The 12077-nt window shown below is 57.3% G+C and carries 9 protein-coding genes; all 9 read left to right on the top strand.

Annotated features, from left to right (window positions below; genetic code table 11):
• Positions 1 to 5 precede the first annotated feature (5 nt).
• The 9 genes from BN1189_RS05615 to BN1189_RS05575 all read left to right on the top strand — a co-directional run bounded on the left by BN1189_RS05615 (position 6) and on the right by BN1189_RS05575 (position 12066).
• The gene (locus BN1189_RS05615; protein ID WP_040226359.1) at positions 6 to 1982 is read left to right on the top strand and encodes a DHH family phosphoesterase; all 1977 of its coding nucleotides are present in this window, start codon (positions 6 to 8) and stop codon (positions 1980 to 1982) included.
• Positions 1979 to 2425, top strand: coding sequence for a 50S ribosomal protein L9 (gene rplI, locus BN1189_RS05610; protein ID WP_040226356.1), 447 nt, complete (start codon positions 1979 to 1981; stop codon positions 2423 to 2425). The genes BN1189_RS05615 and rplI overlap by 4 nt, the downstream gene beginning before the upstream one ends.
• 12 nt (positions 2426 to 2437) lie before the next feature.
• Positions 2438 to 3787, top strand: a complete 1350-nt coding sequence (gene dnaB / locus BN1189_RS05605; protein ID WP_040226353.1) for a replicative DNA helicase — start codon at positions 2438 to 2440, stop codon at positions 3785 to 3787.
• Positions 3788 to 3914: 127 nt separating this feature from the next.
• Positions 3915 to 5201, top strand: a complete 1287-nt coding sequence (locus BN1189_RS05600) for an adenylosuccinate synthase (RefSeq protein WP_040226351.1) — start codon at positions 3915 to 3917, stop codon at positions 5199 to 5201.
• Between the two features lie 225 nt (positions 5202 to 5426).
• A complete protein-coding gene (locus tag BN1189_RS05595) occupies positions 5427 to 6893 on the top strand; it encodes a M23 family metallopeptidase (protein WP_040226349.1) in 1467 nt (488 codons plus the stop codon).
• Between the two features lie 524 nt (positions 6894 to 7417).
• Positions 7418 to 8125 (top strand): response regulator YycF, encoded by a 708-nt coding sequence (gene yycF / locus BN1189_RS05590; protein WP_040226348.1) that lies wholly within the window; start codon positions 7418 to 7420, stop codon positions 8123 to 8125.
• 5 nt (positions 8126 to 8130) lie between these two features.
• Positions 8131 to 9951, top strand: a complete 1821-nt coding sequence (walK, locus tag BN1189_RS05585) for a cell wall metabolism sensor histidine kinase WalK (RefSeq protein WP_040226345.1) — start codon at positions 8131 to 8133, stop codon at positions 9949 to 9951.
• Entirely contained in the window at positions 9942 to 11267 is a 1326-nt protein-coding gene (locus BN1189_RS05580) for a YycH family regulatory protein (protein WP_040226342.1), read from the top strand. Before walK ends, BN1189_RS05580 begins: the two co-directional genes overlap by 10 nt.
• Entirely contained in the window at positions 11254 to 12066 is an 813-nt protein-coding gene (locus tag BN1189_RS05575; protein ID WP_040226341.1) for a two-component system regulatory protein YycI, read from the top strand. Before BN1189_RS05580 ends, BN1189_RS05575 begins: the two co-directional genes overlap by 14 nt.
• Positions 12067 to 12077: the final 11 nt, after the last annotated feature.

The following is a 12077-nucleotide window of genomic DNA, read 5'->3' as shown; positions in this document are numbered from 1 at the left end:
GACGAATGGGAACTTTTTTCAGACAACGACCGATACGGATCCCGCTTCTGGCTCTGACGGTCATCGCGGCCATTGCCGTGGTGCCGGTCACGCTGTACCGGGAATGGGCGGGCATCCTGTTCGCCATTGCCGCAGCGGCCGCTCTGGCCGTTGCCTGGCGGACCGAGGCGAAGACCTACGCAGAGACCGAAAAGCATATCGAGAACCTCTCCTACCGGATGAAGAAGGTCGGCGAAGAGGCGCTGCTCGAAATGCCGATCGGGATCTTGCTTGTCGATGACCGGTACACGATCGAGTGGTCCAATCCATTCATGGCCCAGCTCCTCGAGTACGATACGCTCATCGGCGAAGACCTGACCGGCCTGTCCGAAGATTTCCGGAGCTTCATGAAGGAAGACGCCGAACATGAAGGTGTCGTCTCTCTCGGAAACCGGAAATACAAGGTCGTCCACAAGCCGGAAGAAAAGCTCTTCTATCTGTTCGACATCACCGAGCAGCTCGAGATCGAGACGCTCTACTATGCGGACCGGACCGTGCTCGGCATGATCCTCGTCGATAATTATGATGAGCTGGCATCTGGCATGGACGACCAGACAAAGAGCCGGCTGAACAGCCTCGTCACGACGATCGTCAACAACTGGGGCACGGAGTACGGCATTTACGTGAAACGGTTCAGTTCGGACCGCTTCCTTGCCGTGCTGAATGAATCGATCCTCCACGAACTGGAGAAGGACAAGTTCCGGATCCTGGACGCCATCCGCGAAGAGACGGCCAGGGAGAGCTCCGCGCTCACGCTCAGCATCGGCATCGGGGCGGACTCCGGCTCGCTTCCCGAACTCGGGGAACTGGCGCAGTCGGGGCTCGACCTCGTCCTCGGCCGCGGAGGCGACCAGGTGGCGATCAAGCAGCCGAGCGGCCGTGTGAAGTTCTACGGCGGCAAGACCAATCCGGTCGAGAAGCGGACCCGCGTCCGGGCGAGGGTCATCTCGCATGCGCTGCGGGACCTCATCCAGGAAAGCGACAAGGTCATCGTCATGGGCCACAAGCTTCCGGACATGGATGCGATCGGGGCGTCCGTCGGCGTCCGCCGCATGGCCCAGATGAACAACGTCGAGGGCTATGTCGTCATCGACTTTGACGAGCTGGACTCGAGCGTCATCCGGCTCATGGACGAAATCCGCTCGGAGCCCGACCTGTTCCGCCATTTCCTCACGCCTGATGAGGCGCAGGCGATCATGACCGAACGGACGCTGCTCGTCATCGTCGACACGCACAAGCCGAGCTTCGTCATCGAGGAGCGCCTGCTCCAGAAGGCGGAGAAGACGGTCGTCATCGACCACCACCGGCGGGGCGAGGAATTCATCGCCGACACGCTTCTCGTGTATATGGAGCCGTACGCTTCGTCGACTGCGGAACTCATCACTGAACTGCTTGAGTATCAGCCGAAGGGCGACAAGCTTTCCATGCTTGAAGCGACCGCCATGCTCGCCGGCATCATCGTCGATACGAAGAGCTTCACGCTGCGGACGGGCTCCAGAACATTCGAGGCCGCTTCGTACCTCCGCTCGAACGGTGCCGATACGGTGCTGATCCAGCGGCTCATGCGGGAAGATATCGGAACGTACCTGGCCCGGGCGGACATCATCCGGACCGCCGAATTTTTCGGGGAGGGCATCGTCATCGCCCATGGACAGGACGGAGAGCCGCACAGCCCCGTCCTCGTCGCCCAGACGGCCGATTCACTGCTCTCGATGAAAGGGGTCGTCGCCTCATTCGTCGTGGCGGAACGGCCGGACGGGCGGATCGGGATCAGTGCCCGGTCTCTCGGCGACCTGAACGTCCAGGTCATCACCGAAAGGCTCGGCGGCGGCGGTCACCTGACCAATGCCGCCGCCCAGATTGAGGCAGGCTCGGTCGATGAAGCGATCGGCATGCTGACGGAAGCCATAAAAGAAACAACAGAAGGGGGAACCGAATCATGAAAGTGATTTTCCTGAAAGACATTAAAGGAACAGCGAAAAAAGGAGAAATCAAGGACGTCTCCGTGGGATATGCCCAGAACTTCCTGTTCAAGAACAAGATGGCGGTCGAAGCGACGCCGGCAAACCTGAGCAAGCTGGAGGGCCAGAAAAAGCGCGAGGAAAAAGACGCGGCCGAGGAACTTGCGGAAGCGAAACGCCTGAAGGAGAAGCTCGAGGCCGTCACGGTCGAGCTGAAGGCCAAGTCCGGCGAAGGCGGCCGCCTGTTCGGCTCGATCACCTCAAAGCAGATTGCCGCTGCGCTTGAGAAACAGCAGGGCATCAAGATCGACAAGCGGAAGATGGAGCTGCCCGACGCCATCCGTGCGCTCGGCTACTCGAATGTGCCGGTCAAGCTCCACACCGACGTCACGGCGACGCTCAAGGTGCACGTGACGGAAGAATAAGGGGAGAACGAAATGGAAACATTCGACCGGATTCCGCCGCATAACAACGAAGCCGAACAGTCGGTCATCGGCGCGATCTTCCTGGAACCCCAGGCGCTCATTTCCGCTGCCGAGACACTTGTTCCGGAAGACTTCTACCGGGTCTCCCACCAGAAGATCTTCCGGACGATGGTGGTGCTCAGCGACCGCGGAGAGGCGATCGATGTCGTCACGGTCACCGAGGAGCTGTCGGCGAAGAAAGAACTCGAGGACGTAGGCGGCATCTCCTACCTGACTGAGCTTGCAAACGCCGTTCCGACGGCTGCGAACGTTTCCTATTATGCCCGGATCGTTGAGGAGAAGGCGCTGCTGCGGCGCCTCATCCGGACGGCGACGGGCATCGTCGAGGACGGCTTCACCCGCGAGGATGAAGTGGACACGGTCCTCGCCGAAGCGGAGAAGAAGATGATGGAAGTCGCCAGCCGCAAAAACGCGGGCGATTTCAAACATATCAAGGACGTTCTCGTCCAGACTTACGACAACATCGAACTGCTTCACACGAGGAAAGGCGAAGTGACGGGGATTGCGACCGGCTTCCGTGACCTCGACAAGATTACGGCAGGCTTCCAGCGGAATGACCTGATCATCGTCGCCGCCCGGCCATCCGTCGGGAAAACCGCCTTCGCGCTGAACGTGTCGCAGAACGTCGCGACCAAGGCCGGGGAGAACGTGGCGATATTCAGCCTTGAGATGGGCGCCGACCAGCTCGTCATGCGGATGCTCTGCGCCGAAGGGAACATCGACGCGCAGGTGCTCCGGACCGGGGCGCTTGAGGCGGAGGACTGGCGGAAACTGACGATGGCGATGGGCAGCCTGTCGAACGCCGGCATCTTCATCGATGACACCCCGGGAATCCGGGTGAGCGAAATCCGCTCGAAATGCCGCCGGCTCAAGCAGGAATACGGCCTCGGGATGATCATGATCGACTACCTGCAGCTCATCCAGGGCAGCGGCGGCTCCCGGGACAACCGCCAGCAGGAAGTGTCCGAGATCTCCCGATCGCTCAAAGGGCTCGCCCGGGAACTCGAAGTCCCGGTCATCGCCCTGTCCCAGCTTTCCCGGGGCGTCGAACAGCGCCAGGACAAACGTCCGATGATGTCCGACCTGCGGGAATCGGGTTCCATCGAGCAGGATGCCGACATCGTGTCGTTCCTCTACCGGGAAGACTACTACGACAAAGAGACCGAAGATCAGAACATGATCGAGATCATCGTCGCCAAACAGCGGAACGGCCCGACCGGCACCGTGAAGCTCGCCTTCGTGAAGGAGTACAATAAATTCGTCAATGTCGACTGGAGCCAGCACGAAGCTCCGCCGGCTTAAACACGAACGTTGGATGCGAAGAGGCATCCAGGCGTTCGTGTTTTTTCTTGACCTCTCCGGGGAACACTGATAAAATGAACCTGTTTGAAATCGGACGTGAAAAGCCGTCCATCGGAGGTGCAGATCTATGCCATCAGTGGTGGTAGTCGGAACGCAGTGGGGAGACGAAGGAAAAGGGAAAATCACCGATTTCCTGTCGGAGCACGCGGAAGTCATCTCGCGTTATCAAGGCGGGAACAACGCAGGCCATACGATCATTTTCGGCGGTGAGACGTACAAGCTCCACCTGATCCCGTCCGGAATCTTCTATCAGGACAAGACATCGGTCATCGGAAACGGAATGGTCGTTGACCCGAAGGCGCTTGTTCACGAGCTGGAAGGCCTCCAGGCCCGGGGCGTCCAGACCGACAACCTGCGTATCTCGAACCGCGCACACGTCATTCTGCCTTACCATATCAAGCTGGATGAAGTGGAAGAACTCCGCAAGGGCGCAAACAAGATCGGAACGACAGGCAAAGGCATCGGGCCCGCCTACATGGATAAGGCCGGACGGATCGGCATTCGGATGGCCGACCTGCTCGACAAGGAAGTGTTCGAGGAGAAACTCACGCGCAACCTCGCCGAGAAAAACCGCCTGCTTGAAAAGATGTACGAAACAGACGGCTTCCGTGTCGAAGACATTCTCGAGGAATACTACGGCTACGGACAGAAAATCGCCCAGTACGTGACGGATACATCGAAAGTGCTCAACGACGCGCTCGACGAGGGGCGCCGCGTCCTGTTCGAGGGCGCCCAGGGCGTCATGCTCGACATCGACCAGGGGACGTACCCGTTCGTCACATCGTCCAACCCGGTTGCCGGCGGCGTCACGATCGGTGCAGGCGTCGGCCCGACGAAGATCGACCATGTCGTCGGCGTCTGCAAAGCCTACACTTCCCGTGTCGGCGACGGACCGTTCCCGACGGAGCTGTTTGACGAGACCGGCAACCGCATCCGCGAAGTCGGCAAGGAATACGGCACGACGACCGGCCGTCCGCGCCGCATCGGCTGGTTCGACACGGTCGTCGTCCGGCATGCGCGCCGGGTGAGCGGCCTGACCGATCTCACGGTCAACTCGATCGACGTGCTCACCGGACTTGAAACGGTGAAGATCTGCACCGCCTACCGGTACAACGGCGAACTGCTGACGGAATATCCGGCAAATCTCCGGGTCCTGGATCAGTGCGAACCGGTCTATGAAGAGATGCCGGGCTGGAGCGAGGATATCACGGGATGCCGTTCCCTCGATGAGCTTCCGGAGACCGCACGCCATTACCTGGAGCGCATTTCCCAGCTCACCGGGGTCCAGATCTCCATCTTCTCCGTCGGGCCGGACCGGACCCAGACGAACATCATCAAAAGCGTTTGGCGCTGAGCCTTTCAGGCAGCCGCCCTTCCCCATTGCGGAAGGGCGGCTTTTCTGTTTTCTTCGGATGCAAATAAAAGTAAAGAAAAATAAGTATTGGTGCACGATTTACAGTTAGATTACAAGTTGTTTACGTGCATTGTTTCCTTCCTAATTAACTGTTAAGGTGGGAAAGTTGATTTCAAGATATAAAACCACAGATAGAGAGAAGACAGAAAGGGAAACGGGAATGAGATGAACGACAAAGAGAGAGAACGACCATCATATAACCAGATAAACGGCAGGAAAAAGACTTCATTCAAAGCGAAACGGACGGGGATGGCGGTCATCCTCGGCCTGATGCTCTTCACCGGCACCGGCTTTGCGAAGGAGAGCCTGCACGATCAGTATCACGTCTATCAAGGCGATACATACATCGGGACTGTGACGGATCCCGGGATGATCGAACAAGTAAAAGATGAGAAGCTGCAGACCGTCAAGCAAGAGCATGCAGATCTGGACCTGGTGGCAGGGCGCGACGTGTCCATGGTCCAGGAAAAGGTATTTGGACAGAAAACCGCGGATGACGAGGAAACCGTCCAGAGGGAGCTCGAGAACAGGGTCGCCGTGGAAACGGAAGCGGTTGCCGTCGTGACCGGGGGCGAAACGGCAGTCCACGTCAAAGACCGGGCCGCATTCGACGAACTCCTGAAACAGCTGAAACTGGCCCACGTGACGAAAGAGGAGCTTGCGGCATACGAGCTGATGCAGAAAGACGAGGCGGCCCCCGCCCCTCTGTCGGAAGGGGAAACCCGCGTGATCGGGATCAATCTGCTCGGCGATCTGCAGGCGGATGACGTATTCACGGCTCCCGAACGGGTGCTGGATCCGGAACAAGCGGCCGCAAAGCTCCTCGCCGGCAAGCCGGTCGAAAAGGACTACACCGTCCTGCAGGGGGACGCCCCGGAAACCATCGCCAAAAAGCACGGCATCAGGACAGACCGGCTGCTTGAGCTGAATTCGGGCATGACCGCGAATTCCCTCATCCATCCGGGGGATGTGCTGAAGGTGCCGGGCACCGAGCCGTATGTCCAGGTGGCGGTCACCCGGGAGACAAAAGAATCCGCAGCTCTTCCCCACCGGACGGTGACTGAAGAAGACGCCAGCCTCCTCAAGGGGGAGACTGAGGTCAAACAACAGGGAACCGACGGGAAAAAAGAAGTCACGACCGTCAAGCTTTATATGAACGGAGACAAAACCGAAGACAAGGTGACGGAAGAAAAGGTGTTGGCCGAACCGGTTGACGAGATCATCCGAAAAGGAACGAAAGTCCTCGTCGGCAAAGGATCCGGACGTTTCATCTGGCCGGCACAGGGCGGCTACATCTCCAGCCAAATGGGCGCGCGATGGGGACGCCAGCACAACGGCATCGACATCGCCCGGCCATCCGGGCGCTCGATCCAGGCCGCAGACGGCGGAACCGTGAAAGCCGCAGGGCCGCTCGGCGGATTCGGCAACCGGATCGAGATCGACCACGGCAACGGGTACACGACCCTCTATGCCCATCTCGCTTCAATCAATGTCAAACCGGGCCAGAAACTCGCCCAGGGCACCCAGATCGGCGTCATGGGATCCACCGGCCACTCCACCGGCCTGCACCTTCACTTCGAAGTGAGGAAAAACGGAGCCCTCATCAATCCACTGAGCGTCGTCAGCCAATGAACGGCGCACCGAAGAAGCACCCGGTCTCTCGAAGAGAGACGGGTGCTTTTCTCTTGAGGGGCGAAACGTTGCGTATCTGAAGCGGAACGTTGTTTATCTGGGCTGAAACGTTGTGTATCTAAGGTGAAACGTTAATTTGCTAAGCTGAGACGTTAATTTGCTAAGGTGAAACGTTAATTTGCTAAGTTGAAACGTTAATTTGCTAAGGCAAAACGTTAATTTACTTAGCCGAAACGTTAATGATCTCCACAAAAAGACACAGCACAGACTCGAAACTGCAATCCCCTCTCTGCAACCCTCTCTAATCACTCCGCAGTTCCTGTCGGGAAATCCCGCTCTTCCATGCAGAAATACCGGGAAATAAGGCGGGAAATGATGAATATTGCCCGGGAAATAAACAGCGGGGATATTTCCCTGTCTTCTTCGTGACGGCGGGCAGGTGCGGAACAGGGCAAGTCATGATAGCATAGGAAGAATAAAGGATTCGTAGAACGATCCCATGTGGAGAAGGGAAGTAAAATTACATGAATAAGACGATTCTTGTAGTGGACGATGAAAAACCGATTGCGGACATTCTCCAATTCAATCTTAAAAAAGAAGGCTATACAGTTGTCACGGCCTATGACGGGGAAGAAGCGATCGAGAAGGCGGAAGAAGTCCAGCCGGATCTCGTTCTTCTTGATATTATGCTGCCGAAAAAGGACGGCATGGAAGTGTGTCGCGAACTGAGAAAAAAATACGATTTTCCGATCATCATGCTGACGGCGAAAGACTCGGAGATCGACAAGGTGCTCGGACTTGAGCTCGGTGCGGACGACTATGTGACGAAGCCGTTCAGCACACGGGAACTCATTGCCCGCGTGAAGGCGAACATGCGGCGGCATCAGGCCGCTCCGGCGGAAGAGGAAGGCGAAACGTCGAACGATATCGTCGTCGGCAGCCTGACGATCCAGCCGGATGCCTACCTCGTCCTCAAGCGGGGGGACCAGATCGAGCTCACCCACCGCGAGTTCGAACTGCTTCATTACCTGGCGAAGCATATCGGCCAGGTGATGACCCGTGAACACCTGCTCCAGACCGTTTGGGGCTATGACTATTTCGGAGATGTGCGGACAGTCGACGTCACCATCAGGCGGCTGCGCGAAAAGATCGAGGACAACCCGAGCCATCCGGCCTGGATCGTGACGCGCCGCGGAGTGGGGTACTATTTGCGCAATCCTGAACAGGAGTAACCAGGATGCAGAAAGTCGGTTTTTTCAGGTCCATCCATGTGAAGTTCGTCATTATATACGTCCTGCTCATTCTCATCGCCATGCAGATCATCGGCATCTACTTCGCGAAGGAACTGGAGCAGACGCTCAATGACAATTTCAAGAATTCCATCATAGACCGGGTGAACCTGCTTGAATTCAGCGTGAGGGAAGAAATGCTGAGACAGCGGACCGAGGAAGACCCGACGCTTGAACAAAGCCTGCGGACGGTGCTGTCGGGCTTTTCTTCCGATGACATCAATGAAGTGCGGGTCATCGACTCGAAATACCGGATCCTCGCCACTTCAGAGCTTGATAACCAGACGCTCGTCGGGCAGCGGACGAACGTTGACCTGATCCGGAACTCGATCAATGCAGAATCTGAATTCGAGAACACGGTGCTCGACAAGACGAACAAGCGCGTATGGGTGCTCGCGGAGCCGATCATTGCAGACGGCGAAGTGATCGCCTCCCTTTACATTCAATCAAACATCGAAAAGGTATTCGGCCAGATCAATGAGATCAACCAGATTCTGGCCGGCGGGACGGCATTCTCCCTCGGCATCACGATCGTCCTCGGGATCCTGATCGCCCAGACGATCACCCGGCCGATCGCCGACATGACGAAGCAGGCGACAGCCATGGCGAAAGGGAACTTCGCCCGGAAGGTCAGGGTGTACGGTCAGGATGAGATCGGGGAACTGGCGAAGGCGTTCAACCACCTGACGACGGGTCTCCAGGAAGCCCAGTCTTCCACCGAGTCCGAGCGCCGCAAACTGGCGTCCGTCCTTTCGAACATGACGGACGGAGTGATTTCGACCGACCGGAAAGGCCGCATCATCCTGATCAATGATACGGCGCTCGGCATGCTCGGCGTTCCGAGGGAGCATGTGCTGAACCGGCCGGCCCCCGCTGTGCTCGGCCTGGAACAAGAGTATACATTCGAGGATCTGGTCGATCAGAAAGAGCCGGTGACGATAGACTTCAGCACAGACGATCAGCCGTACATCCTCCGGGCGAACTTCTCGGTCATCCAGAAAGAGACCGGATTTGTGAACGGCCTGATCGTCGTGCTTCACGACATCACCGAGCAGGAGAAAATCGAGATCGAGCGGCGGGAGTTCGTCTCCAACGTCTCCCATGAACTCCGGACCCCGCTCACGTCGATGAGAAGCTATCTCGAGGCGCTTGCGGACGGAGCGTGGAAGGATGAGGAGATCGCCCCTTCCTTCCTGCATGTGACACAGACCGAGACGGAGCGGATGATCCGGCTCGTTTCCGACCTTCTGCAGTTGTCCCGCATGGACAGCCGCGAATATGAACTCAATATCGATATCGTCGACTTCGTGAAGTTCTTCCACCGGATCATCGACCGGTTCGAACTGATGAAGTCGAAGGATGTCCAGTTCATCCGGCTGATTCCGCCGGGGCCGCTTTACACGGAAATCGACATGGATAAAATGACGCAGGTCATCGACAACATCATTTCGAATGCCCTGAAATACTCACCGGACGGCGGGAATGTCCAGTTTTCCGTCCTCGTGGAAGAAGAACGTCTGAAGGTGTCCGTCTCCGATGACGGGATGGGCATCCCGGAAGCGAACGTCAAGCGGATCTTCGAGCGGTTCTACCGCGCCGACAAGGCCCGCTCCCGCGCGATGGGCGGCACGGGCCTGGGACTTGCCATCGCCAAGGAAATGATCAATGCGCACGGCGGGGATATATGGGCCGAGAGCGAGGAAGGCAGAGGGACGACGGTCTTCTTCACCCTGCCGTTCGAGCTGGAAGAGGCAGGTGAGTGGGATTGAAATACGTCGAACAAGTCAAATCGGCCGTGCTGATCCTTCTGATCGTCCTGAGCGTCACGCTGACGTTCTCGATCTGGACGTACAAGCCCAACTACGAGCCGATTGAAAAAGCGCCGACCGCGGACGTCTCCATTGCGGACAAGAGAAAAATCGAAGACATCATCAAGCCGTACAAGCTTTTGGCCAATTCGGAAGAAGGGCTAAAGGGGACGACCGACCAGAAAGTGCTCGGGGAGTTCGTGGATAATGTGAAAACATGGACCTTCCAGGACCTGACTCTCTCCGATCCGGAAGTGACGGCCGCCGACCTGAACGAAATCGTCGGCAAGCCGGGAAGGCTCGTCCTGTTCTTCCCGGCTCCGATTCCGTTCGGCGTCATCGACAATCTGTTCAAGTTCACCGATTCGGTGTCCAACGAATCGTCATTTGAGCGCATCATCATCGAAAAGCCGGATGCATCGGGGCGCATCGCGGTTCATTTTGCCGGAGGAGAAGGCGGCCGGATGTTCACGGCCATGGCCCGTGGCGTCGAGCAGGCGAAATTGAATGAATTCTTGACCCGGGCAGAAACATTTCCTTCTTATGCCGTAGTGAAGCGGCAGGGCGCCCGTTCGCTTTACCTTCCGGACGAACCGGCATCGGTTGACGAGCTCAACTACCTGATGGAAGAAGTGAGCCCCTCCCAGTTCCGGCGTGCATTGTTCGGGGACAAAAATACGGTGAAACGCGAGCAGGGCGGATCATGCAGGGAAGAGTATTCGGACAACGCCGCCATCATGTCGGTCGACACTTGCATGAAGACGCTCTCGTACGTCTATCCACATACGAACGCCGAGAACAAGGAAGTGTCGATTCCGTCTGAGTTGCTGCTGGGGAGTCTCGACTTCATCAACCAGCACGGCGGCTGGACGAATGATTTCGTATTCGCCGCAATGGATCCGATCAAAAGACAGGTCGAGTTCCGTCTCCAGCTGCGCGGTTATCCGGTGTTCAGCAATACAACCTGGACACACATCACCCAAGTATGGGGGGACGGGCGGATTTTCCGGTACATGCGCCCGTATTACTCGTTGGACGGACCGTTTCCGGGCAAGGGTCAGAGCATCCTGGAGGCCGGGACCGATGCGGCGGAATGGCTCCGCGCCAAAAAAGGTGATGACTTCTCGGAAATCGGCGAAATCATGCAGGGTTATACGATGCGGCAGGGCGAGCAGGCGAACCTGTACCTGCTCGAGCCCGCCTGGTATTACAAGGAGAATGGCACGTGGAAGCAAGTGAAGCCGGAAGAGGGGGGTGCGGCGAATGGACTGGAGTAAGACGAAGACGATTTTCATCATCGTGTTCGCCGTCCTGAACGTCTTCCTCTATTCACTCTACGTAAACCGCTTCACGGAGCTCCAGCGGCTGGAAGTGCTCGGCGAGACGAAGATCGAAGATCGTCTGAAGAACGACGGCATCACCTACCAGAAGCTTCCCGAGATTGCCAATGCCTCCTACGTTTCCGGAGAGGGCCGGATATTCGGCCCAGAGCTCCAGAAGGATCTGAACGACCAGGAAATCCGGCTCCTGGAGGACGGCAGCGTCGTGGAAGCCGAACTCAAGAAACCGGTGAGTATCAAAGGTGAAGGCGACTCCCTCGATTTCTCGGAATTCCTCGGGAAGCATGTGAAGGGCGGGACGTCTTATACGCTCTGGAAATCCAACGAGAAAAAAAGGGAAGCCGTTTTCTTTCAGCAGATCGGGCCCTACCCGATCTACTTCAATGCCAATTCGACGCTCGTCGTGAACTGGAACGAGGATCTGGAAGTGACGGATTATGTCCAGAAGATGATGGACGAGCTCGTCCCGTCCAACGAGGAGAAGGACCTGTTCCCGCCGATCCAGGCGATCAATGCCCTTTATTCCAAAGGGATGCTGAAAACGGATTCCGAGATTACGAAGGTCGAGATGGGCTATTCTCCGCTTGTGATGCTCACCCAGACGCAAGTGTTTGCCCCGACCTGGCATATTCATGTAAAATTGAATGACGGGGCTACCGAAGACTACTTTGTCAACGCAGTCGACGGTAAGATCCTGGATAAGCTTCCTGAGCAGATCAGCGGGGAAGACGGTTAGGAGGCAGGCCG

Source organism: Bhargavaea cecembensis (assembly GCF_000826125.2).
In the GTDB taxonomy this organism is placed as follows: Bacteria; Bacillota; Bacilli; order Bacillales_A; family Planococcaceae; genus Bhargavaea; species Bhargavaea cecembensis_B.
The sequence above is the reverse complement of the archived record's forward strand: the minus strand, read 5'-3'. Positions and strand labels throughout refer to the sequence as shown.

Bases quoted from the DNA above. Each gene is read 5' to 3' on its own strand.
- BN1189_RS05615 (WP_040226359.1), top strand. From the start codon at position 6: ATGGGAACTTTTTTCAGACAACGACCGATACGGATCCCGCTTCTGGCT.
- rplI (WP_040226356.1), top strand. From the start codon at position 1,979: ATGAAAGTGATTTTCCTGAAAGACATTAAAGGAACAGCGAAAAAAGGA.
- dnaB (WP_040226353.1), top strand. From the start codon at position 2,438: ATGGAAACATTCGACCGGATTCCGCCGCATAACAACGAAGCCGAACAG.
- BN1189_RS05600 (WP_040226351.1), top strand. From the start codon at position 3,915: ATGCCATCAGTGGTGGTAGTCGGAACGCAGTGGGGAGACGAAGGAAAA.
- BN1189_RS05595 (WP_040226349.1), top strand. From the start codon at position 5,427: ATGAACGACAAAGAGAGAGAACGACCATCATATAACCAGATAAACGGC.
- yycF (WP_040226348.1), top strand. From the start codon at position 7,418: ATGAATAAGACGATTCTTGTAGTGGACGATGAAAAACCGATTGCGGAC.
- walK (WP_040226345.1), top strand. From the start codon at position 8,131: ATGCAGAAAGTCGGTTTTTTCAGGTCCATCCATGTGAAGTTCGTCATT.
- BN1189_RS05575 (WP_040226341.1), top strand. From the start codon at position 11,254: ATGGACTGGAGTAAGACGAAGACGATTTTCATCATCGTGTTCGCCGTC.